The organism is Catenuloplanes nepalensis, from assembly GCF_030811575.1.
GTDB classification, from domain to species: Bacteria; Actinomycetota; Actinomycetes; order Mycobacteriales; family Micromonosporaceae; genus Catenuloplanes; species Catenuloplanes nepalensis.
Genome location: NZ_JAUSRA010000001.1, coordinates 6135191 through 6158577, shown reverse-complemented (window position 1 = coordinate 6158577; position 23387 = coordinate 6135191). Strand labels below are relative to the sequence as shown.

Annotated in this window: 14 protein-coding genes; 4 read left to right on the top strand and 10 right to left on the bottom strand. The window is 70.6% G+C overall.

Going from position 1 to position 23387, the window contains the following annotated elements; all coding sequences use genetic code 11:
* Positions 1-57 precede the first annotated feature (57 nt).
* The 6 genes from J2S43_RS26385 to J2S43_RS26360 all read right to left on the bottom strand — a co-directional run bounded on the left by J2S43_RS26385 (position 58) and on the right by J2S43_RS26360 (position 10207).
* Positions 58-1026 (bottom strand): glycoside hydrolase family 6 protein, encoded by a 969-nt coding sequence (locus tag J2S43_RS26385; protein WP_306833664.1) that lies wholly within the window; start codon positions 1024-1026, stop codon positions 58-60.
* Between the two features lie 58 nt (positions 1027-1084).
* Entirely contained in the window at positions 1085-1648 is a 564-nt protein-coding gene (locus tag J2S43_RS26380) for a hypothetical protein (protein WP_306833662.1), read from the bottom strand.
* Between the two features lie 101 nt (positions 1649-1749).
* Entirely contained in the window at positions 1750-4866 is a 3117-nt protein-coding gene (locus tag J2S43_RS26375; protein WP_306833660.1) for an AfsR/SARP family transcriptional regulator, read from the bottom strand.
* Between the two features lie 60 nt (positions 4867-4926).
* A complete protein-coding gene (locus J2S43_RS26370) occupies positions 4927-6054 on the bottom strand; it encodes an LCP family protein (protein WP_306833658.1) in 1128 nt (375 codons plus the stop codon).
* A gap of 132 nt (positions 6055-6186) precedes the next feature.
* Positions 6187-7038, bottom strand: coding sequence for a cyclase family protein (locus J2S43_RS26365; RefSeq protein WP_306833656.1), 852 nt, complete (start codon positions 7036-7038; stop codon positions 6187-6189).
* A gap of 130 nt (positions 7039-7168) precedes the next feature.
* Positions 7169-10207 (bottom strand): FG-GAP-like repeat-containing protein, encoded by a 3039-nt coding sequence (locus J2S43_RS26360; protein WP_306833654.1) that lies wholly within the window; start codon positions 10205-10207, stop codon positions 7169-7171.
* Positions 10208-10624: 417 nt separating this feature from the next.
* Here J2S43_RS26360 and J2S43_RS26355 point away from each other — a divergent pair, with 417 nt between their 5' ends.
* Positions 10625-17872, top strand: coding sequence for a ricin-type beta-trefoil lectin domain protein (locus J2S43_RS26355; protein WP_370881655.1), 7248 nt, complete (start codon positions 10625-10627; stop codon positions 17870-17872).
* A gap of 2 nt (positions 17873-17874) precedes the next feature.
* A complete protein-coding gene (locus tag J2S43_RS26350; protein ID WP_306833651.1) occupies positions 17875-18306 on the top strand; it encodes a hypothetical protein in 432 nt (143 codons plus the stop codon).
* Between the two features lie 97 nt (positions 18307-18403).
* Here the strand turns inward: J2S43_RS26350 and J2S43_RS26345 are convergent, their stop codons facing one another.
* The 4 genes from J2S43_RS26345 to J2S43_RS26330 form a co-directional block, all read right to left on the bottom strand.
* Complete coding sequence (locus tag J2S43_RS26345) at positions 18404-18910, bottom strand: GNAT family N-acetyltransferase (RefSeq protein ID WP_306833649.1); 507 nt, start codon at positions 18908-18910, stop codon at positions 18404-18406.
* Positions 18911-18954: 44 nt separating this feature from the next.
* Positions 18955-19401: a universal stress protein gene (locus J2S43_RS26340; protein ID WP_306833647.1), complete on the bottom strand. Its 447-nt coding sequence runs from the start codon at positions 19399-19401 to the stop codon at positions 18955-18957.
* Positions 19402-19489: 88 nt separating this feature from the next.
* The gene (araA, locus tag J2S43_RS26335) at positions 19490-20980 is read right to left on the bottom strand and encodes an L-arabinose isomerase (RefSeq protein WP_306833645.1); all 1491 of its coding nucleotides are present in this window, start codon (positions 20978-20980) and stop codon (positions 19490-19492) included.
* 626 nt (positions 20981-21606) lie between these two features.
* Positions 21607-22194, bottom strand: a complete 588-nt coding sequence (locus J2S43_RS26330) for a TetR/AcrR family transcriptional regulator (RefSeq protein WP_306833643.1) — start codon at positions 22192-22194, stop codon at positions 21607-21609.
* 143 nt (positions 22195-22337) lie between these two features.
* On the opposite strand from J2S43_RS26330, the gene J2S43_RS26325 reads away from it, so the two are divergent.
* Complete coding sequence (locus J2S43_RS26325; RefSeq protein ID WP_306833640.1) at positions 22338-22700, top strand: DUF4267 domain-containing protein; 363 nt, start codon at positions 22338-22340, stop codon at positions 22698-22700.
* Positions 22701-22773: 73 nt separating this feature from the next.
* Positions 22774-23262, top strand: coding sequence for an ester cyclase (locus J2S43_RS26320; RefSeq protein WP_306833638.1), 489 nt, complete (start codon positions 22774-22776; stop codon positions 23260-23262).
* Positions 23263-23387: the final 125 nt, after the last annotated feature.

Here is a 23387-nt window from a genome sequence, read left to right as displayed (position 1 = left end):
ATTCATGTCGTTGGAGCGACATGAATGACGCCTCGATCTCGGGTCGTCGACAGCGCCTCAGGTGCCGGCGATCAGGCGGACCGCGATGGCCGGGTCGAACGTGCCGGCCGGCGTGTTCGGGGCGATTCCGCACGTACCGTCGGAGTTGCCCGGGTTCTTGATCCAGAGCTGTAGGGCGGCGGGATTGCCGAGCGAGCGCGCGCCGAGGCGACGGCCGGCCGGGTTGCACCACTCACCGTTGTGGCCGTTGCCGTTCCGGCTGGTGTCGATCACGTAGGGCGTGGTGGTGCCGAGCCGGTCCCGGATCTGACCGGCATACTGCGTGGCCCACGCGGTGTCGACGTAGTTGGAGACGTTCACCGCGAAGCCGCGGACCTTCGCGATCCCGGCCGCCTGCAGACGCTGCGCCATGATCGTGGGGGAGACCCACTTCGGGTTCGCCGCGTCGAGGTAGGCCCAGGAGTTCGGCGCCTTCTCGGCGAACATCCGGCCGGCGAAGGTGAGCAGCGAGTTCCGCTCCGCGATCTGCGCCGCGGACATGCACTCGAAGTCGCCGAGCGAGTCCGGCTCGATGACCACGATGGCCGGCCGGTCACCGATCGCCGCGGCGAACGTCGAGATCCACGCCTGGTAGGCCGAGGCGTTCGCCGCGCCGCCGGACGACTCGCCGCCGCACGCGTCCCGGCCGGGCAGGTTGTACGCCACCAGCACCGGCAGCCGGTCACCCGCGTCGACCGCGGTGCCGGTGTAGGCGGCGACGGCCGGGCCGATCTGCGCGTCGCTGGTGCCGGTGAACCAGCGGGCCATCGGCGCGGTGGAGATCTTCGACCGGATCGACGCCGCGTCCGGGTGCGCCGGGTTAGCGGCGACCCAGCGTGCGGACGGCGACGCCGGATCGACGAACAGCCCGTTCGTGCTCGCGATCGGGTCGCCGGCGACGGCCGCGTCCGCGTTCATCAGCGGGCCCGTGGCGAGCGCACCCGCGGCCACTCCCACGGTGACGGCTATCGACAGCAATCGGCGCATGGCCGCAGACCTTAGCCGCAGGCGGGACCACCGTCTCCGGTGGCCCCGCGAGATCCGCTCAGGTGAAGTAGTAGTCCGCGTCGACCAGGCCGTTGCCGTAGACGTAGGCCACCACGTTGAAGTTGGCGCCCAGGCAGGGCGTCCCGTCCGGCGGGCAGTAGGTGAACGGCTGGGTGCTGATGGCGACGTACGTCCTGGCCGGGAAGTTCCCGAAGTTGTCGGTGGCATCGACGGCGAACCCGGGACCGAAGCTGACGTTGCTGTTGAGCTGGAGCGTCTCGATGGTGGGATCCGCGGTCAGCCGGGTCAGGACGAGCCGCGGCCGGTCGTAACAGGGCTTCGTCACGGTGGTCTGCCGGAACAGGTCCGTGTTCGTCGGGATGTAGAAGACGGTGTCGAACGGCGCGTGCGTGAAGCAGTACTCCACGGCGGCCGGGTTGACGCGCGTCGCAGGTTTGCCCGGGGCGATCTTGAAGACACTGGCGGCCTCGGCGGCGGAGAGCTGGATGACCTGGCGGCCGGTGGCCGGGGCGGCCTGCGTGGCAGCGGCGGGTGCCACGGCGGCCAGCAGCGCACCGGCGATCGCCAGCGCGGCGGCGGTGACTCGGATTCTGGTGAACACGTCGATCCCTTCCGAGGGGACGATGGCCCGGCTCGTTCCGGGACCACGACGAGCGTCACCGGGACCGCTTGACCCGCGTTGAACCCGCGCTGACACCGACCTCAGCGCGGCGTGGCCAGGCCGGTGCCGGCCAGCAGCAGACGGGCACGGCGGCGGTGGTCGTCCGCCTGGCCGGGCTGCCCCGCGTGGTCCAACGCCCGTTCCAGCACCAGGTGGCTGCGGACCTGCCCGAGCCGCTGGCCGGTCCGGTCGAACCCGCGCAGCGCCCGGCGCGCGTCCGCGATCGCCTGCGCGGCCCGCCCGTGGTCTGCGTGGACGGCCGCCAGCGCGGTCAGCGCCTCCAGCTCCAGCGGAACGGAACCGGCCCGCCGCGCGGTGTCCAGCGCGTCCCGGGCCGCGCCCGCGGCCCGTTCGCCGTCGCCGGCCGCGCGGTACGCGACCGCGAGCCCGGCCAGCGCCTGCGCCTCGGTGAACCCGCTGCGGATGTCCCGGGCCAGCCGCAGCGCCTCCTCGTGGTGCCCGATCGACTCGGCGTGCCGGCCGCGCTCGTGATCCACAGTGGCCAGCGTGTTCAGCGACTCGGCGAGCTGCCGCTGATCGCCGAGCGCACGGGCGAGCGCGGTCGCGGCGTGCGCGAGGTCGTGCGCGGCCGCGTGCCGTCCGGCATCCCGGTGCACGGCCGCCAGCACGCCGAGGCTGAAGATCTCGCCGTACCGGGAGCCGGTCCGCCGGAAGATCGCGGTCGCCTCCTCCAGCGTGGACTCGGCCTCGTCGAGCCGGCCGAGCTGGCGGTACACCTCCGCGAGGTTGCTCAGCCCGTTCGCCCGGCCGGGCGACCAGCCGGTGCGCGCGTTGATGGCCAGCGCGCGGGTGAAGCAGTCGACGGCCGCGTCCAGCGCACCCTGCTCCTGGTGCACGACGCCGAGGTTGCCGACCGCGGCGGCCTCGCCGTCCGGCCAGCCGTCCGCCCGGCTGAGCGCGGCGGCCCGCTCGTACTCCGCGGTGGCCCCGCCGTAGTCCGCCTGCTTCCAGCACAGCCCGGCGCGGCTCAGCCGGATCGCGGCCTGGGCCCGCCGGTCGCCGGCCGCCTCGGCGCAGCGCAGCCCGGCCCGCGCGGCGGCGGACCAGTCGACCAGCCGCATCCGGATGTCGAAGTAGCCACGCAGCCCGTCGACCAGCCACCAGCCCAGCGGGTACGGCCCGACCGTGGCCGCCCGCTCGATGATCGCGAGCAGGTTCGGCCGTTCCGCATCCAGCCAGCCGAGGTCCGCCCGGTGCGCGACGCCGTCCGCATTCGGGAGCACGGGCGGGGGCAGCCGGAGCTTGTCCGGGTAGAGCACGCGGGCCGCGGCGTCGACACCGGAGACGTAGTGCCGGTGCAGGCGGTCCAGCGCCCCGGACCGCTCCGGCTCCGCGTCCTCGGCCGCGGAGCGCTCCGCCGCGTAGTGCCGGAGCAGGTCGTGCGCCGAGTAGCGGCCGGGCACGTGTTCGTCGGCCAGGTGCGCGCGGGCCAGCGTGCCGAGCAGCGACCCGGCCTCGTCCCAGGAGACACCGGCCAGCGCGGCCGCGGCCGCCACGTCGAGGTCCGGGCCGGGCACGGCGCCGATCAGCCGGAACATCCGCCGGGCCGGGGCCGGCAGCGCGGTGTAGGACAGGTCGAACGCGCTCCGCACCGCGGCCTCCGGATCACCGTCGGCGACCAGCCCGGCCAGCCGATCGCGGCGCAGCCGGGCCGCATAATCGGCGATCCGGCGGTGCGGCCCGGTGCCCGTCGGTCCGGTGCCCGACGGCCGGGTGCTCACGTTCGCGGCGGCGATCCGCAGTGCCAGCGGCAGCCCGCCGCACAGCCGGGCCACGTCGTCGACCGCGTCCGGCTCGTCCCCGGCGCCGTCCAGCAGCGTGGTGATCAGCGCGCGGGACTCGGCCGGTGGCAGCGGATCCAGCCGGACCCGGGCGGCGCCGTCCCGCGCGATCAGACCGGTCAGCTCGGCCCGGCTGGTGACCAGCACCAGCGATCCCGGCCCGCCCGGCAGCAGCGGCCGGACCTGGCCGGGATCGGCAGCGTTGTCCAGCAGGATCAACATGCGGCGGCTCGCCATCAGGCTGCGGTAGAGCCCGGCCGCGGCCGCCTCGGAGACCGGGACGTCCTTCGCCGGTACGCCGAGCGCCGGCAGGAACGCGGAGAGCGCCTCGATCGGCCGCAGCGGCGGACCGGCCGCGTGACCGCGCAGGTTGACGTGCAGCTGCCCGTCCGGGAAGCGGTCCCGGACCCGGTGCGCCCACTGCACCGCGAGCGCGGTCTTGCCGACCCCGGCCGTACCCACCACGCTGCCTATCACCAGGCCCGCGGCGCCCCGCGCGGAGAGCGCGTCGAGCTGCGCGAGCGCGGCCTCCCGGCCGGTGAAGCCGTGCACCGGCGCGGGCAGCTGCGCGGGGACGGGCGGCTTGGCGGGGGTCGCCGCGGTGTCGGGGGTGAGCCAGTCCGCGTCGCGCAGGATCGCGCGTTCCAGGTCACGCAGCCGCGGTGCCGGCTCGAGGCCGAGCTCGTCGGCGAGTAGGGCGCGGCCCTCGCGGTAGCAGTCGAGCGCCTCGGCCCGGCGGCCGCACCGGTAGAGCGCGAGCATCAGCATGGCCCGCGCATGCTCGCGCAGCGGATGCTCCACCACCAGCCCGCGCAGCGCGGAGACGGCCGCGGCGTGCCGGCCCAGTTCCAGGTCCGCGCCGAGCCGGGCCTCCAGCGCGGCCAGCCGGTCCTGCTCCAGCCGGGCCACCTCCGCCTCGATCGACCGGGAGACCGGGACGTCCGCGAACGGTGGGCTGCGCCACAGGTCCAGCGCGCCGGTCAGCAACCCGGCCGCGTCCTCCGGGGCACCCGCGTCCAGCCGCTGCCGCGCGGCCGTGACCGCGCGCTCGAACACCGCGACGTCCACCTCGTCCGGGCCGGTGAGCAGCGCGTACCCGTGATCCGTGGTGCGCAGCGGGCAGTCCTCGCCGCCGCCCAGCAACCGGCGCAGCCTTACCACATAGGTCTGGATCGTGTTCTTCGCCGTGCGCGGCGGCTCGTCGCCCCACACCTCGTCGACCAGCCGATCCATCGGTACGGCCCGGCCGTCCGCGATCAGCAGCAGCGCCAGGACCGCCCGCGGCCGCGCGGCCGTGATCTCCGACCAGCCCGCGCCGGTCCGGAGCCGCAGCGTGCCGAGCGCCTGGAAACGCATGGCCCCGACCCTAGGCGCGCCGCGGTGTCCCGGGTGCGGCGTCGTCCTCGATACGACAGGTCAGCGGGAGTTCGCGATGTACTGCGGGTGCTCGATGAGGAAGGTGGTCAGCGTGCCGTCCTGCGCCGCCTGCAACATCTGCAGCGACTCCGCGTCCAGCTGCTCCGCACCGGTCTCGGCGGACACGTTGAACGTACCCGCGTTGGTCTTGATCAGGGTCAGGTCGTTCGCGGCCACACCCTTGAGCGTGAAGAAGAAGTCGGCCAGCGGCACGCGGCGGGTGTCCAGGAGGAACGCCTCACCGGCCGCGTCGACCAGCTCATTCAGCTTGCCGAGGTCGGTCAGCACGCCGGACGAGGTCGCCTTCTTGACGATCGCCTTGATCAGCTGCTGCTGGTGTTGTTGCCGCCCGTAGTCACCGTTGTCCAGGCTCTTGCGGATGCGCGCGTAGTCCAGCGCCCGGGTCGCATCCATCGACCGGCAGCCCGGCTCGTGCACCAGCGGCACGCTCCCCGGCGGAAGCCCTTCCAGGCGCTCCGGACGGACCTGATCGTTGTACCAACCCTGGACGAGCTTGCCGTCCGGGGCGACGCCGAGGTGCACGGACTCGGCCCGCTCGACGATGCACATGTCGACGCCGCCGAGCGCGTGCACGATGCTGTGGAACCCGCCGAAGTCGATCACCGCCGCCCCGTTGAACTCGATCCCGGTGTGCTCACGCAGCGTGGCGGCTAGCACCGTGGTGCCGCGGGCCCGCTTCTCCAGCCCGGTGCCGGGCAGCCGCGAGCCGTAGTAGAACGCCGCATTGATCTTCTCCGTGGCCCCGGGGAACTCGAACTCCTCGTTCGGCGGGATCTCCACCATCCAGTCCCGCGGTATCGAGATCAGATACGCCTGATCGTGCGTCTCCGGGATGTGCAGGATGATGATCGTGTCGGCGCGGTAGTCCTCGTCACCCTCGCGCGCGTCGATCCCGACGAGCAGCATGTTGACCGCCCCGTCGATGTCGTTCCCCTCGGCCTGCTCCGCGCCGCCCGACCCCCCGATCACATCGATCTGCGTGATCGAGTCCTCCGCCTGCCCGATCAGCGTCCGCGCCGTGGCCAGCGTGCCCCCACTCGCCATCACCAGCACCAGCCCGAAGCCTGTCAGCAGCCGCGCCCACAGCGGATCTTTCCTCCGTCTCACGAACCGAAGACCCATCCGGGGGTACGAAGGTGACCCCTGAGACGCGTGTCACAGTCGATCGTCCGGAGAGTGACCGCGAATCGTCGGCGGCAAACGATTCGGGCTTTCGTTTCGAAGCCTCGGTAGCCGGCTCTAAACCAGGGCGAGGATGCGGGCGGGGCCGCCGGAGCCCTGTTCCCACGGGACCAGGCCGACCACCAGGGTGGCGCCGCGGGCCGGGACGGATTCGAGGCGGGTGAGGTTCTCGATGCCGTAGCGGTCGGCGCCGAGCAGCGTGAAGTGGACGGGGTAGTCGGGGGAGCGGCCGGGGTCGAGGCTGAGGGTGTCGATGCCGAGGCAGCGGACGTTGCGGGCGCTCAGCAGCCATTCGCAGGCGTCGGGGCCGAAGCCGGGGAAGTGCATGGTGCCCGTGGCGTCCGGGTTGCGGTAGCGGGTGGCGGAGGTGGCGCGGCGGTCCCAGCCGGTGTGCAGCAGGACGGCGGCGCCGGTGGGGATGCGGCCCCACTCGCGTTCCCAGGCGCGCAGGTCGGCGACCGTGAGGATGGTGTCCGGGTTCTGCGCGACGCGGCGCTGGAGGTCGATCGTGACGGCGGGCAGGACGAGTTCGTCCGGGGTGAGCTGGGTGGCGGTGCGGCCGTTCGGGACGAAGTGGACCGGGGCGTCCACGTGCGTGCCGGTGTGCTCGACGATCCGCCACTCCTGCATGTAGTAGCCGTCGTCCGGGATCGTCTTGTACGGGCCGCGCCGTGCCTCCTCGCCGGGCGCGAACGTGGGGAACGTCGTGGTGAACGGGTGGGTCAGGTCCCGCACCGTGTGATGGCCGTGGGTGGCCGCGGCGGCCGGCGCGGGCGCACCGAGCGTGAGACCCGCGGCGGCGAGACCGGCGAGCGCGGCCCGCCGGGAGACCGCGGCCTGGGAAACCGCGGCCCGGGAGACCTCGGCCTGCGGGGATGCGGCGTGGCGCAGGCATTCCTCGGTGCACATGGTGACACTCCCGTCGTCGGCTCCGCACTCAATGTGGCGCACCGCGGTAGCAGGGTGGGCACGACACGCCAGGTTCGGCGGACTGAAACGGGCCCGGCGGCAGCGCCACCGGGCCCGAGACTGAAACGGATCAGGCGAGTGCCTTGAACGTGCTCACGTTCACCGGCAGGACGATCTTGACCTCGCCGTTGGTGTTGACCTTGCTGGGGTAATAGACGCGCACCTGGCCGTCGGTGGCCCGGCGGACCCACAGGTCCGGGATGGCGTCGCCGTTGAGGTCGGGGATCGAGACGACCGCGGTGAGCGCGGCCTCGGACCAGCCGGTGCCGTACTGCACGTCGCCCTGGCGGGACGCGGCGGCCGACTTGAGCGAGGCCAGGTCGACGCTCTTCGCGATCGTGCCGGGCTTGCCGTGCCGCAGCGACATGATGCCGGTGTCCAGGTGGCGGTGGAGCAGGTCGGGCGTGCCGTCGAGGTCGATGTCCGCGACGTTGACGATCTCCCGGCGGTCCCAGCCGGTCGTCTCCATCTGCACGGCCTCGCCGAAGCTGGCGCCGGTGTACCCGGTGAGTGCCCAGAACGCGGTACCGGACCGGACGAACAGGTCGGGGCGGCCGTCGCCGGTGACGTCACCGACCGCCTTGATCTGCGTCCACGTGGACGGCGCCGGCACGCCGGACGGCAGCATCACCGAGATCCGGTCGTCGACGTCGAAGCTGCCGTACCCGTCGCCGGGGTAGAGCCAGAAACGGCCGTCCGGGGTACGGGCGAACAGGTCGGTGACGCCGTCGCCCGGGTACGCGTCGCCGAACTTGGCGATCAGCGCGGCCTTGCCGGCCGAGTCGGTCCAGTGGCCGGCCGGGTTCAGCTCGGTGCCGTTGCGGTAGCCCGCGGCCAGCGACAGGTCCAGCTCGCCGGTCATCCCGCCGGGGTAGCTGCGCAGGTTGCCGCTGCCGTCGATGGCCAGCAGGTCGGCGCGGCCGTCGCCGGTGACGTCACCCGGGCCGTCCGCCTCCGGGCGCGGCGGCACGTAGAACGAGTACTTCGTCGGCTGGCCGACGTTGCCGACCGAGTCGTACGCCTTGACGGTCATCGTGATCGGCCCGGCGTGCGGCGGCTTCAGGTCGGTGATGGTGACCGCGTTCGCCGACGTCTTGGAGACCTCGGTGACGCCCTCGAACGCGTACGTGAACCGGGCCGCGCCCTGCGAGGTGAACGTCATCGTGCCGGCCTGGCCGAACGGCTTCGCGGCCCAGGTGGTGCCGTCGTCGGTCGCCTCCGGGAAGTCCACGCTGGTCACCTCGGGCGCCGGCGGGCCGGACGCGTCGACCGTCACCTTGCACGGTGCGGTGGTGGCCGGGTAGTCCGCGGAGACCAGGCCCTCGGCGTCCGTGGCGTACACGTTCCAGAGGTAGGTGGTCTTGTCGGCCAGCGTGGTCGACGCGATCGTCACCGAGCCCTTGCCGCTGCTGAGCGTGGTGGTCGCGGTGCCGGTCGCGGGCGCGGTGGTGCCGGACTTCCAGAAGCGGAAGTGCAGCGACTTGAGGTTGCCGTCCGGGTCCGTCGCGGTCGCGGCGAGCACCAGGTTGGTCCGGGCGACCGTGATCCCGGCGGTGGCACAGGCGCCGCCCGGCGTGCTGGTCAGCGCGGTCGGCGTGTTCGGCTTGCGGTTGTAGACCGCGGACAGCGTGGCGGACTTGGCGGTGAACTTGCGCCAGGTCAGCGTGTCCCCCTCGGAGGTGGCCCGCATGCCCATGGTCAGGTTGTTCGCGCCCGCGTCCGCGGCCTTCTGCGCGAACGCCCGCGCGTCGAACGAGGCGTAGTCGTCCTTGCAGGCGTCCCGGCCGTGCGCGAAGTTGCGCTTGTTCGAGCCCGGGCTGGTGTTCCAGGTCGGCTGCTTGTTCCAGGTGGTGGCCGTCGAGATCGGCCCGGTCCAGAACAGCTCGAACTGGCGCCCGGTGCACGACCAGGAGTGGATGTTGAGCACCTTGAACGTGGCGGACTCGATGGTCGCGCCCTTGATCGCGGTGTTGAAGCCCATCCGCCAGAACGAGCGGGCGGTCATGCCGGTCTCGTCCTCGTGGCCGACGCGCGCCTCGGACGTGCCGTTGTTGAAGTTCGTGCCGTTGTTGAAGTTGCTGTTCGGGTGCTGCTTGGACACGAGCGTCCAGGCCAGCACCGCGGTGTTCATGGTCGGGTCGAGGAAGACCGGGAAGCGCACGCCCGGGTCGGTGAGCAGCCCGGTCGCGCCGGCGTCGAGCCGCAGTACGACATCGCCGGTGTTCTCGCGGTCGAGCTTCACCGGCAGCTGTGCGCGCTTGGCGCCGGGCTCGATGCCGTTGAGGCCGGAGAGGCGCAGCACGTCGGCGCTGGTCGCGACGGAGGTGCGCGGTGTGGCACCGTCCAGGGCCTCGGGGTCGCGCCCGGTCGAGTCCCAACCGAACGGCGTCGGGATCGCGGTGACCTCCTTGCCGGCCTTGTCCAGCACCTGGACGCCGCCGGTGACCCGGTCGGCGCGGAAGATCGCGGTCGTCGAGCGCAGGCCGTACGTCACGGTCCGCACCGCCGCGCTCTTCGCGGCCTCGGGCGTCTTGACGATCAGCAGGTTCGCGAAGCCGCCCTCCTCGCGTGCCACCAGCAGCAGGTCCGCGCCGGGCAGCACCTCGGGGTAGAGCGCGCGCGGCCCGTCAAGCACCGCCTTCGGCAGCGGGCCGGGCCAGGTGTACGTGATGGTGTGCTCGCCGACCTCCGCCTCGGCGAGCACACTCTCCTTACCGCTGGTCCCGCCTTCCGCGAACCGCACCGGCGCAGGGGCATTGGCCGGCCGGACGGCACCGCCGGAACTCGCCAGCGTGATGTCGATCGGTGCCCACTCGCCGGATCCGTTCTTCGCCCGGGCCGGCAGCGCGGTGATGTCGGTGCGCAGCTTGCCGGTCGGCAGCGCCCAGGTCTGCGAGGTCTGCGTGGTCGCGGTCTCGACCAGGACGTCAGCGCCGGTGCTGGCCGCCTCGGTCATCGCGGCCTGCTCGTCGCGGGGCGCGGGCACCGGCGGGGCCGGCGGCGCGGCCACCGGTGTCTCGTCTCGATGGATCCACAGTGGTGACAGAGCGGCGACGAGCACCGCGGCGAGCGCGCCCGCGGTCAATGTTCGCCGCGTGCGCGTGCGCACGAAAGGGACGGTCACAGCGTTCTACTCCCCTGAGAGCCAGGCGACATTGTGGACAGCCCGAGCGGTCCCGGCCGGGTCCGCGGGGCAGAGAGCGGGCACACGATCGCATACTCAGAGTGTTCCCAGGGTGTTATCAGGATGTTATGCAGCTCCATGTATCGATTGCGTGACGTCCGGTTATGTCCGCACTGGCCGTTTTGTAGATGGGATTTGCGCGTACAACGTTGAGAGGTCTCTTTTCTTCCGTTGAACCGGTTCGCGCGGTTTTGAAGCCAAACATTGTGTGATCTAAATCTCTCGAAGCCACGCTCGGTGACCCTCCGTGCACTTGAACGGATGATCGGCGTGCCGCACAGTGCCCAGGCACGCGCCTTGAGTGGCGTGTCTTTTGTGGTGCCTACACGGGGAGACGCACCGATGCATGGTGGTTCAGGTCCATCGTGGCCGCGTAGACGCGGCCGGCGCTGGCAACGATCGGCACGCGCGACGCTGATCGCGCTGCTCTCGACCACACTCGTGGTCGCCGGAACGGGAACGCAGGGCTTGGCGGTGCCGCCGTCCGGCGCCGACCGCAATCAGCAGGTCGACCTGCCGCCGCTGCCCGAGACCGCACCGGTCGACCAGGACGAGTCCGCCGACCAGACGCTCGAACCGGCGCCCGAGGTGCCGGTCGACCCGTACGCGCCGACGAATATCGCGCCGTGGAGCGAGGGTTCCGGCACGGTCGACCTGACCGACGTCGACCCCGGCGAGCTGGTGAAGGTCGCGGACCTCCCGGTGTCGCTCGGCGTGCCGGCCGAGGTCGATCCCGAGGCGCTGGACGGCGCGTGGACCGTCGACCTGGCCGCGCCCGAGGCGTCGCAGGACGCCGGCGTACCCGGTCTGATCATGAAGCTCTCCGCTCCGGCCACGGCGGACCCGGAGGCGTCGGTCGCGCTGAGCGTCGACTACACCACCTTCGCCGACCTCTACGGACCGCAGGCCGCGGACCGCTTCGGCCTGATGCTGCTGCCCGACTGCGTCTACGACGCGCCCGGCACCGGCGACTGCGCGCCCAGCGAGGAGGAGGAGCCGGCCGACCCGTCGCAGCTGCTCTCCAGCGAGGTGACGACCGCGCCTTCTTCCAACGCTCGCTCCGCCTCCGGGGGTGAGCGCCGCATCGTGACCGGCAGCGTGCCGGTCTCCGGGCTGCTCGCCTCCCCACCGGCCGCGGGTGCACGGGCCGCCGCCGCGGCTGAGAACGGCGGGGTCGTCGGCGCGCTGGACACCGGCGCCTCGGTCTCCGGCGACTTCACCGCCACGCCGCTGCTCTCCTCCGGCTCCTGGGCCGCTGGCTCGTCGTCCGGCGCGTTCACCTACTCGTACCAGGTCACGGTCCCGCAGACCGGTGGCGGCATGGCGCCGCAGATCAACCTGGGCTACTCGTCGCAGTCGGTCGACGGCCGCACCTCGTCGACGAACAACCAGGCCTCCTGGATCGGCGACGGCTGGGACTACAGCGCCGGGCAGATCACCCGCACCTACGCGGGCTGCCGGCACGACTCCAAGAAGGCCGGCTCCAACAACGCCAAGCACAAGACCGGCGACATGTGCTGGGGCTCGCAGAACGCCACGCTCTCGCTCGGCGGCACCACCACCGAGCTGGTCTGGGCGAACAACACCTGGACCACGGCGAACGGCGACGGCTCGAAGATCGAGCAGAAGTTCGACACCGGCCGCGGTAACGGCGACAAGAACGGCGAGTACTGGGTCGTCACCACCCGCGACGGCACCCGCTACCACTTCGGCCTGAACAAGCTGCCCGGCTGGACCGACGGCAAGGCGGTCACCAACTCGGTGCTGACCATGCCGGTCTACAGCAACCACGCCGGCGAGCCCTGCTACGACAGCGAGTGGACGAAGTCGGTCTGCACCGAGGCGTGGCGCTGGTCGCTCGACTACGTCGAGGACCTCCAGGGCAACGCGATGAGCTTCTGGTGGACCAAGGAGGACAAGGGCTACTACGCCCGTAACTTCAACTGGAAGGCGCCGGTCTCCTACGACCGGGCCGGCTACCTCTCGCGCATCGACTACGGGCAGCGTAAGGATTCCATCTTCACGGCGACCGCGCCGGCCAGCGTCTCGTTCAGCGTCTCCGAGCGGTGCTACGCCGAGGGCAGCCTCACCTGTTCCGCGGAGAACTTCAAATCCAAGGACCCGGGCAAATACCGCATCTGGTACGACACGCCGGCCGACCTTCGCTGCGAGGCGAAGAAGATGTGCTGGAACGCCGCACCCACCTTCTGGTCCACCAAGCGCCTCGACAAGATCACCACGTCGGCGCTGCGCGTCTCCGGCAGCACCACCCGGCAGGTCGTCGACGAGTACAAGCTCGACCAGACCTTCCCGGTCCTCAAGACCGGCCCGAACACCGCGCTGTGGCTCAAGTCCATCACGCGCACCGGTTACGGCCTGAACACGGCCGCGAACGAGCAGATCACGCTCAACGCGGTCAAGTTCGAGTCCAACACCGAGGACATGCCCAACCGCGTCAAGAACGACAACCGCCCCGGGTTCAGCCGCCTCCGCATCGGCCGCGTCATCAACGAGTACGGCGGCGAGACGGTCATCAACTACAAGGCGCCGACGGGCGACTGCGCCACCGGCACCGGCCTGCCGGGTAAGGCGGACACGGCCGCGCTGAAGAACAACACGCGGCTCTGCTACCCGGCGTACTGGCATCCGGACCCGGAGGCCGAGCAGATCGACTGGTTCCACAAATACGTGGTCGACTCGGTCGAGGAACTCCCGAACGTCGACGGCGCCAGCAGCACGCTGACCCGCTACCAGTACGACAACGCCGGCTGGAAGCTGGCCGAGCAGGAGTTCACGAAGAAGGCGACGCGGACCTACTCGCAGTTCGCCGGCTTCGAGAAGGTCGCGGTGCTGACCGGCACGGACGTGGCGGACTTCGGTAGCAAGACGACGAAGTCGGTCACCCGATTCTTCCGCGGAATGGGCGACACCGTGTCCGTCAAGGATGCGGCGGGTGTCGAGATCGCGAAGGACGAGGAGCCGTTCGCCGGGCGGATCGCCGAGGAACTCACCTACTCCGAGGCCACCGACGCGGACGGCGACTGGCTGACGCGGTCGGTCACCGTACCGGCGGCTCAGGAACTCGCCCGTCGTAACCGCGACGACGGGCTCACCCCGCTGATCGCGTGGCGGGTCACGGAGCCGCGAGCGTACTCGGTCACCAAGTCCTCCGGGACCGGTGACGACACGCGGAAGACCCGCACACTCGAGACGAAGACGGCGTTCGACACGGTCTACGGCCTGCCGACGCAGGTCGAGTTCCTCGGCGACACCGGGAAGACCGGCGACGAGTCCTGCACGAAGCTGGAGTACCTGCACCGCGCGGACAAGAACCTGATCGGCCTGTCCAAGGAGATCCGGGTCCTCCCGAGCGCCTGCGGGACGACGCCGGACTTCGCCGATCTGAAGAAACTCAGCTCCGCCACTCGCATCGCGTACGACGGTAAGGAATTCGGTGTCGCGCTCGAGGCCGGCACCCGGGGTCTCGCCTCCCAGTCGTTCTCCCTCAAGGCGGACGGCACGGGCTTCCAGCCGGAGGGGACCTCCACGTTCGACGCGATGGGCCGTGTCACCGGGCAGACCGACCCCGACGGCAAGACCTCGACGATCACGTACGAGCCGGCGTCCGGCCAGGCGTTCAAGGTCATCGAGAAGAACTCGCTCGGGCACAGCCAGACACAGGAGCTGGAGCCGGGTCGCGGTGTCAGCGTGCGCACCACGGACGCCAACAACCGGGTCAGCGTGGCCGAGTTCGATGCGCTCGGCCGCCTGCGAAAGGCATGGGCGCCGGGCCGTACGCCGAACGCGACCAGCGTCCCGGACTTCGAAGCCGTCTACAACACGCAGCCCAAGCAGGTTCCGCACGTCATCACGTACACCCGTGCGCATGACAACAAGGTTCAGACCGCGGTCACCTTCTTCGACGGGCTCGGCCGGGAGCGGCAGAGCCAGGAGGAGGCGATCGGTGGCGGCCGGCTGATCACGGACACGCTCTACAACGGTTCCGGTGACGTGTGGCAGACCAACAATGCCTACTACACGACGGATGCGCCGGAGCCCATGCTCTTCAGCCCGGAATCCGAGCTGCAGGTTCCGAACGCCACCCGGTACACGTATGACGGGCTCGGCCGGGTCCTGACCGAGACGCCGATCCTCAACGGGGTGGCGGCGACGGACCGGATCACCCGGTACGAGTACGGCGCCGACTACTCCACCGTCATCAACCCGGCCGGGGCGGTCGCCTACCGCATCTTCAGCGACGCGAACGGCCGGTCCACCCGCGTCGACACGTTCACCGACGGCAACCGGGCCGCGTTCACCAGCCTGCGGTACGAGTACGACAGCCGCGGCCAGATGATCAAGGCGACGCACGGCAGCAACGCCGCCAAGCAGTGGTCCTGGTCCTACGACCAGCGTGGCCGGATGATCAGCACCACCGACCCGGACAGCGGAACGTCGACCACCGCGTACGATCACCGTGACCGGCCGGTCACCAACACCAACGCGCGCGGCGTGACGGTGTGGAACGGCTACGACGAACTCTCCCGGCCGGTTCAGCAGCGTCTCGGTGATGCCAACGGCGCGCTGCTCGCGTCCTTCACCTATGACACCGCCCCCGGTGGGAAGGGCCTGCCGGCGTCCGCGACCAGGTACACCGACGGGCTTCCGTACACGCAGACCATCGGTGGCTACACGCACGACTACCAGCCGACGTCGACAACGCTGACGCTGCCGCAGAGTATCGCCACGGACTGGGGATTCCAGAACTCCTACACCTATGGCTACACCTACACCGACACCGGTCTGCCGGAGACCCAGCAGCTCCCCGCGGTGGGCAACTTCGCCGAGGAGAAGCTGCTGGTCCGGTACACCAAGGACGGGCTGCCGCTGACGCTGTCGGGCAAGGACTGGTACGGCTCGGAGACCGCCTACTCGCCGCACGGTCAGGTGCTCCGCTCGACCCTGGGCGCTCACCCCTACCGGGTCTGGTCGCAGTCGACCTATGACGAGGCCAGCGGTGCACTGACCACGCAGCAGGTCTACCGCGAGAACGCCGGCAACACCGCGGTGGTGAACGGCAACCTGGTCAGTAACCGCAACTACAGCTACGACGCGGCCGGGAACGTGCTCGCCATCCGTGAGCGCGCGGACGGCATCGCCGAGCGGCAGTGCTTCAACTACGACGCGATCGGCCAGCTCACCAAGGCGTGGACCGCAACCAACCAGGAGTCGTGCAACGCCGGTCCGGCGAATGCGGACGGCACCACGAACGTCGCACCCGGCAAGGACAACTCCGGCTACTGGCAGGAGTACGGCTACGACAACCTCGGTAACCGTCAGTGGGTCGCGAACAAGGACATCACCGGTGACACGAAGAAGGACGTGGCCACCGAGTACGACTACGGCAAGGCCGACGGCAGCCAGCCCGGCACGCTGACGAAGGTCCGCAAGAAGTTCACGACACCGGAGGGTGCGGCGGTCACCGCCGAGGCGGAGCGGCTCTACGAGCTGACCGGTGAGACGAAGTCGGTCACGTCGCTGTCCACCGGTGACAAGCAGGAGCTGGCCTGGACGTACGACGGCAAGATCGAGCGGATCACCGGCCAGGGTGAGAACGGCAAGACCGCCTACTACGGCCTCGGCGACAAGTGCCTGGACCTCAAGTCGGGGCTGGCCGCGGCGGGTACGGCGATCCAGCTCTACACCTGCAACGCCACCATCGCGCAGAAGTTCGCATTCAAGATCGCGGCGAACCAGAGCGACCCGAACCTGGGCACGCTGTCCTCGTACGACACCTGGTGCCTCCAGCCGGCCGCGAACACCGCAGGCTCCGCGGTGGAGATCCAGAAGTGTGACGGATCGGCCGCCCAGCGGCTGAAGCGGAATGCCTCCGGCCAGTTCACACACGTCTCCTCCGGACTGTGCGTGACGGTCAAGGACGCGGCCAACGTCAGCGGCACCGCGGTCGTGCTCGCCACCTGCGACTCGGCCTCCGCCGCCCAGAAGTGGGAGGCGCAGAACCAGACCCGCCACATCTACGGGCCCAGCGGTTCGCCGCTACTGAGCATCCAGGGCAAGCAGGCCACCCTTGAGCTGGGCGAAGCCCAGGTCACCACCAACAAGGGCGGCACGCTCGTCAAGACGCACCGGGCCTACGGCGCGCCCGGCGGCACGGTGCTGCGGTACTCCTACGGGACCGGCACGCCGAACATGGTGGCGATCGCGTCCGACTCCCAGGGCAGTCCGTCCGTCGAGATCGCGCTGCAGAACGGCATGGAGACGCGGGTCCGCAAGCAGGACCCGTTCGGAAACGTGCGTGGGGTCACGGCCAACCTCCAGACCGACACCGGGTTCCTCGGTGCGGACCGGGACGACGCCTCCGGCTACACGCGGCTCGGTGCCCGCCTCTACGACCCGGCGGTCGGGCGGTTCCTCTCCGCAGACCCGATCGTCGACCTGCAGGACCCGATCCAGTCCAACGGGTACGCGTACGCGCACAACAACCCGGTCACTCACGCCGACCCGTCCGGCCTGTCGATCTCGTTGACCCCGTCGGAGATGTCGGCGGCGCTGGCCGGTGCCGGTCTGAGCGCGGCCCAGGTCGCGCAGGCGCAGGCGACGATGAACCAGTCGCTGATGTCGGTGATCCTGTCGGCCGCCTGGGGCGTGCTGGCCGAGTTCATCGGCCTCAACGACGCGATCGGCTGCTTCGGTGGTGACATGTGGGCCTGCGGCAGCCTGATCATCGGGGCCATCCCCTGGGGCAAGGTCATGAAGATCCCGGGTGTGGTCAAGGCGGTCAACCGCACCATCAACGCCATCCAGGCCTGGCAGTCGGCCCGCAAGGCGGCCCAGGCGGTCCTGGTGGCCGCGAAGGCCGCCGAGCGTCAGGCGCTCGCCGCGAAGAAGGCGGCGATCGAACGGGCGAAGAAGGCGGCCGAGGCTGCGCGGAAGAAGGCTGCGGAGAAGGCGAACACCACCAGCAACAGGGCGGTCAACCAGTCGAAGAAGACCGGCAACTCGATGCAGAAGGACGCCCAGGTCAAGGCAGCGCCTCGATCGTCCTCCGCGTCGTATGTCCGCACCGGCGGTGGCAAGTCGCAGGCGGCCAAGCCGAGCGGCAGCTCCGGTGCCGGGTCCCGCGCCAAGGGCGGATCGAGCGGAGGCGGCGGTGCCGGCAAGGCCGACCACAAGGGCGACAAGTCGGACAAGGCCGATGAGGACGACAACAAGCACCTCGCCCTGGGCAAGGAACACAACGGCGACTGGGGGGTGAAGGACCTGGCCAGGAAGGTGGGGGCCCGGCATCTGATGGGCAACACCACCACGTGGCGAGACGACGTCCAGAACCACCTCGACGCGATGATGAGCGACCCGACCGTACGGGTCTCGTTCGAGATCTCCGGCATCGGTGTCAGCCCGGCGTCCGCGCTGGTGCAGGCGCGGGCGGCGAAGAAGGACGGGACCATGAACGCCACCCAGTGGGAGATCCTGGAGATCGCGGAACGCGGTCTGCTGGATAGGGTCGAGTGGTATCACCAGCTCGAACGGTGGGACAGGAAGATCTACTGGAAGCCAGAGAAGAAGTAGCCATGAGATCAGGTGTGCACGCCTCGTCGCTGCCGCGGCGGTTCGACGGTGAGTTCTTCCTGCTCACCTATCACGGCGCGCACAACCGCTTGATCCTCCGGCACGTCGGCCCGCCGCACGTGCCGGAGGATGAGCTGGACGACGCGCCCTGGACCTATCCGACCGTGGACGTGGGATTCATCGGGGTGAACTCACTGCGCATGGACGTCATGTTCCCGGACGGGCTCACGGTGCGGCAGGGACCGGTCGTGGACGATCGGCGAGTGTTGCTGCTCGGCGACGCGGTCGACGGACCCTGGGTCGAGGCGCGCGAGGTCTGGTGGGTCGAGGCTGACCTGACCGCGAACGCTCCGAGCCCGCTTCTGGCGGATCTGGACTTCAGCGTTCCCGACTTCACCTGGGAACGTTCGGGCTGGATCCTCCGGACCGCCTGACCCCGGTGCGCGGGACGGTGTGACACGAACGAAGCGGCGGGAACCGGATCACAAGATCCGGTTCCCGCCGCTTCGTATCGGTCTCGTCGAATCGGCGTCACAGATCGAGTTCATAGAACCGCCAGTACTGGCGCATCTGGGCCGGGATCTCGGTCTCCTCGTACGGCTCGCGTTCGGTGAAGCCGCGTGACGTATACAGCCGCTGGGCGTCGGTCATGAAGCGGCAGCTGTCCAGGCGGACGGTCGTCGCGGCGAACGTCTCGCGGGCCTCGGTCAGCAGGCGGTCGATCAGGGCGGATCCCACGCCCAGGCCGCGCCCTCGCGGGTCCACATACATGCGCTTGATCTCGACGATCTCCGGGGCGATGGTGCGCAGCGCGGCCACGCCGATCGGCTCGCCGTCGCGTTCCGCGATGAGCAGAAGACCCTTCGGCGGTACGAAGTACGGCAGCGACTCGCGGATCGCGCCCAGGTCGGTGGGCGAGTCCTCCACGCCGTATTCGTCGCGAAGGCGGCCGACGGCCCAGGTCAGGTAGTCGCCCATCAGCGCGGTCAGCGCGTCGGCGTCGGCGGGGAGGGCGGCGTGGCGGAGGGTGACGCTCATGATCGGAGAGCCTAGGGCGCGGTCGTGGCGCGGAGAATCGCAGGCTAGGGCACCACGGTGACCGGCCAGCGGGCCGCGCGGACCAGGCGGACCGCCAGTGATCCGGCGATCTTGTGTCCCAGCCCGGCCGACGCGCCCACGATGATGCCGCTCGCCCGGACCTCCTCCGCGACCTCGCCCAGCACCCGCAGCGGATCGCCGGGCCGGACCACCAGGCGCGCGTCGACGCCCCACTCGCGGGCCTGCTGATCCAGCATCTCCAGCAGCTCGGACTCGACCTCGCCCTGGGCCTCGACGATCGCCTGCACGGCCGTGCCGCCGAACGTCAGGAACGCGCCGGGCTCGCGCCGGACGTAGACCGCGAACAGCCGTGCGCGCTGCCGGCGGGCCAGCCCCAGTGCATAGGCCGCGGCGCGCAGCGAACTCTCCGAGCCGTCGACGCCGACGACCAGGGCTGATGGTCCGTCGGTGCCGAGTTCGAAAGCGCCCACGAAAGCGGCCTCCTGGCTGTGCCGTACGTGGGCGGAATTCTATGGTGACGGCCCGGACCCGCGAAAGGCGCGGGCCCGGGCCGGGATGTCACAGCGCGCGGGCCAGGCGGTAGTAGGCGCTGTTCCAGCGGATGCGGTCGGCGAAGTCGTGCGTGGTGGTGTTCGCGTCGATGAGCAGCAGCTCGGTCTGCAGCATGGTGGCGAAGTCGCGCAGCGTCTCCGTACCGATGGCCTGGGTCAGCACCGTGTGGTGCGGGCCGCCGGCGGTCAGCCAGGCCTCGGCGGACGTGGACAGCGACGGGGCCGGCTTCCAGACCGCGCGCGCGACCGGCAGCTTCGGCAGCGGCTCGTCCGGCGCGGTCACCTCGATCTCGTTCGCGACCAGGCGGAACCGGTCGCCGAGGTCGGCCAGGCCGACCACGATGCCGGCGCCGGGGGCGGCGTCGAAGACCATCCGGACCGGGTCCTCGCGGCCGCCGATGCCGAGCGGGTGGATCTCCAGGCGCGGCTTCGCGGACGCGATGGTCGGGCAGACCTCCAGCATGTGCGCGCCGAGGATCTTCGGCTCGCCGGGCCCGAAGTGGTACGTGTAGTCCTCCATGAACGAGGTGCCGCGGCCGGTGCCCGCGCCCATCGCCTTGAACGTGGCGACCAGCACGGACGTCTTCCAGTCGCCCTCGCCGCCGAAGCCGTAGCCGTCGGCCATCAGCCGCTGCACCGCGAGGCCGGGGAGCTGGCGCAGACCGCCGAGATCCTCGAAGTTCGTGGTGAACGCGCCGAAGTCACCCTCGGTGAGGAACGTGCGCAGGCCGGCCTCGATCCGGGCCGCGTAGCGCAGCGACTCATGCCGCTCGCCGCCCACGGCCAGCTCCGGCGCGATCTCGTAGGTCTCGGCGTACTCGCCGATCAGCGCGTCGATCTCCTTGTCCGAGGCGCCGTCGACGACCTCGACCAGGTCGTTCACGCCGTACGTGTTGACCGAGACGCCGAACTGCAGCTCCGCCTCGACCTTGTCACCCTCGGTAACCGCCACGTTGCGCATGTTGTCGCCGAACCGGGCCACCCGCAGGCTGCGCAGCCGGGTCACGCCGGCCGCCGCACGGATCCACTCGTCGACGCGGCGGACCACGGCCGGGTCGGACGCGTGCCCGGCGATCGTCTTGCGCGGCACGCCCAGCCGGGCCTGGATGAAGCCGAACTCGCGGTCGCCGTGCGCGGCCTGGTTCAGGTTCATGAAGTCCATGTCGATGGTCGACCACGGCAGCGACACGTTGTGCTGCGTGTGCAGGTGCAGCAGCGGCTTGCGCAGCGTGTCCAGCCCGGTGATCCACATCTTGGCCGGCGAGAACGTGTGCATCCACGCGATCACGCCGATGCAGTCGCGGTCCGCGTTGGCGTCCAGCATCACCTGGCGGATCGCGCCGGAGTCGGTCAGGACCGGCCTACCGACGATCTCGGCGGACAGCCCGCCCGCGGCCAGCTGCTCCTGGATGTCCCGGCTCTGCGCGGCCACCTGCTCCAGGGTCTCGGGTCCGTAGAGATGCTGGCTGCCGGTGAGAAACCAGATCTGATGCGTCATCGCAGGTTCCTGTCTGCCGTGATCGCGGCGTCGCGCTCGGTGGGTGGTGGGCTTTCCGGCGGAACGATACGCACTCCCCGTCACCACGCGCAGGACCGTCGGCGCAGGAGGCGCCGAACCGCACGCGACAAAAGTGAGCGCTCACATCCTGGATCATGGCACAGCCCACCCCCACTCCATGCCCCGGACTTTGCTGCGGTTCGCGAGCTTGATTTTCCCGCTTCCGGCGTGGCGCAGCCCGTTTGCTCCCGCGGGCGCTGAGCTGTCCCGGGGCCGAGCCCCGGACCCCACGACGAGCGGTGGGCGCGTTGCGGTGTTCGCTCCGGCGGCTGGTGTGGCGAGGAGCAGGGCGGAGGTCCTCTTCCCGCTTCCGGCGTGGTGCAGCCCGTTTGCTCCCGCGGGCAAACCGCGCGGCGGCCTCCGCCGGCGCTCCGGTCGCCGCGGCGGAGCCGGTGCCGTCGCTGGTCACCGAACCCCCGCGATGGCCGCGGCGTCGCGTGTCCCGGCCGCGTGCCGGGTGGCGTCGTCCCTGAGGTGATCGAGGCGTCTCTCGTCCGGTGCCGTCGCTGGTCACCGAACCTCCGCGGTGGCCGCAGCAGCCTTGGCGTAGGTGTGGGTTCGCCGGGTCAGCGGAGCAGGATGTCGACGATGTGGTCGATGCGGTCGGCGCGGGAACCGGGCAGCACGTCGGGGCCGGCGAGGTAGTCGGTCCACGCCTGCAGCTGGGCGGCGCCGCAGAAGAGCAGGGCGAGGGTGCCGGCGTCGGCTGTGGGGTCGAGGGCTCCGTGCTGCTGCCAGGCGGCGAGGTATCCGGTCATCTGCTGGACGGCGATCTGGGGGCCGGTGCCGTTGGCGGTGTTGGTCGCACGGTAGGCCTCGAAGAGGGTGGCGTCGGAGACGGCTCCGGCGATCATGGGCAGTGAGGCCGCGTAGTAGTCGATGGCCGCGTTGGCGGCGCCGGTCAGAGCGGTCCTGAGGTCCTCGGGGCGTGGTGTGGGCGGCGTGAGTGCGTCGCGCCAGACGGTGAGTTCGGGCAGATCGGTGGAGAGCAGTGTGGTGAGCAGGCCGAGCTTGCCGCCGAAGTTCTTGGTGATCGAGCCTTCCGCGGCGTCCGCGGCCTGGGCGATCTCCCGGGTGGTCAGCCGCCCGATGCCCTTCTCGCGCAGGAGCAGCGCGGTGGCGTCCAGGATCCGCTGCCGGGCGGGTGCGGCCATCAGAGTCTCCGTTCGTGACGGGGGTCTCGGTCGACTCCCGATTGACAAGTGAGGTGAGTGCGCACCATAGTAACCCCATCGCCGCAAGTGCGGTGAGCGCGCACCTCACTAGGGGGCGTCGACCTCGTCACGAAGGAACCGCCATGTTCGTCGCCGCGCTCGTGATCGCCATCCTCGCCTGTGCCGCCATCATCGCCATCGGCATCCGATTCCTGCTGGCCCCCCGAATCGCGATGCTCGGCTTCGGCGTCGCCCCGGACAGCCTGCGCGCCCTCACCGCGATCAAGGGCGTCCGCGACATCACCTCCGGGATCGTGCCGCTGGTCGTCTGGGCCGCCGCGGGTCACACCGCACTGGGCTGGGCACTGGTCGCGGCGGCGCTCACCCCGGCCGCGGACGCCCTGATCGTGCTGCGCAACGGCGGCAAGGCCGCCACCGCCCTGGGAATTCACGGGGTCACCGCCGTACTGCTCCTCGCGGCCGGGCTCATCCTCGCGCTCGTATAGCCGGCCGCCACACACCGTCTCGCGCTCCTCCGACCTCAACCGTTGTCGCATCACCTGAGAAGGGACCACCCTCATGAGCCACCCCAGCCAGCCCGACGTGTCCGGAAACTCCACCCTGGACACCCGTGACGACCAGCACATCACCGACATCGTCCGCGCGTTCTACGAACCGTTCCGCACCGGCGACACCACGCCGTACGGCGAGATCCTCGCCCACGACTGGATCGACATCCCCCTGGCGCCCGGACAGCAGCAGGGACCGGCGGGAATGGCCGCCCAGATCGCGGTGTTCCGGCACGCCATGCCCGACTACGACGTGAAGCACGAGGACCTCGTCGTCGGAGGGGACCGGGTCGCCGTCAGGAACACCGTCAGCGGCACTCACCGGGGCGCCTTCATGGGACACCAGCCGACCGGCCGGCGCATCGAGATGCGCACCATGGACATCCACCAGGTCCGCGACAACCGCATCGTCACCACCTGGCACCTCGAGGACTTCGCCGGCCTGATGGCACAGCTCACCGCACCGGCCGAAGCGCACACCCCCGGCGCCTGGAGGTAGACCACTCCGACGACGAAGGGCACGCTCTCACCTCGGTGAGGGACCGTGCCCTTCGTCGTTCCCCGGGCGAACACGGCCGTCGCCGTTCCCGGTCCGGAAATACGGGCCGGAGCGGCGCGAGTATC

Excerpts from the sequence above, each read along its gene's own strand:
- J2S43_RS26325 (WP_306833640.1), top strand. The coding sequence starts at position 22,338 with ATGTTCGTCGCCGCGCTCGTGATCGCCATCCTCGCCTGTGCCGCCATC.
- J2S43_RS26345 (WP_306833649.1), bottom strand. The coding sequence starts at position 18,910 with ATGAGCGTCACCCTCCGCCACGCCGCCCTCCCCGCCGACGCCGACGCG.
- J2S43_RS26350 (WP_306833651.1), top strand. The coding sequence starts at position 17,875 with ATGAGATCAGGTGTGCACGCCTCGTCGCTGCCGCGGCGGTTCGACGGT.
- J2S43_RS26385 (WP_306833664.1), bottom strand. The coding sequence starts at position 1,026 with ATGCGCCGATTGCTGTCGATAGCCGTCACCGTGGGAGTGGCCGCGGGT.
- J2S43_RS26375 (WP_306833660.1), bottom strand. The coding sequence starts at position 4,866 with ATGCGTTTCCAGGCGCTCGGCACGCTGCGGCTCCGGACCGGCGCGGGC.
- J2S43_RS26365 (WP_306833656.1), bottom strand. The coding sequence starts at position 7,038 with ATGTGCACCGAGGAATGCCTGCGCCACGCCGCATCCCCGCAGGCCGAG.
- araA (WP_306833645.1), bottom strand. The coding sequence starts at position 20,980 with ATGACGCATCAGATCTGGTTTCTCACCGGCAGCCAGCATCTCTACGGA.
- J2S43_RS26320 (WP_306833638.1), top strand. The coding sequence starts at position 22,774 with ATGAGCCACCCCAGCCAGCCCGACGTGTCCGGAAACTCCACCCTGGAC.
- J2S43_RS26330 (WP_306833643.1), bottom strand. The coding sequence starts at position 22,194 with ATGGCCGCACCCGCCCGGCAGCGGATCCTGGACGCCACCGCGCTGCTC.
- J2S43_RS26355 (WP_370881655.1), top strand. The coding sequence starts at position 10,625 with ATGCATGGTGGTTCAGGTCCATCGTGGCCGCGTAGACGCGGCCGGCGC.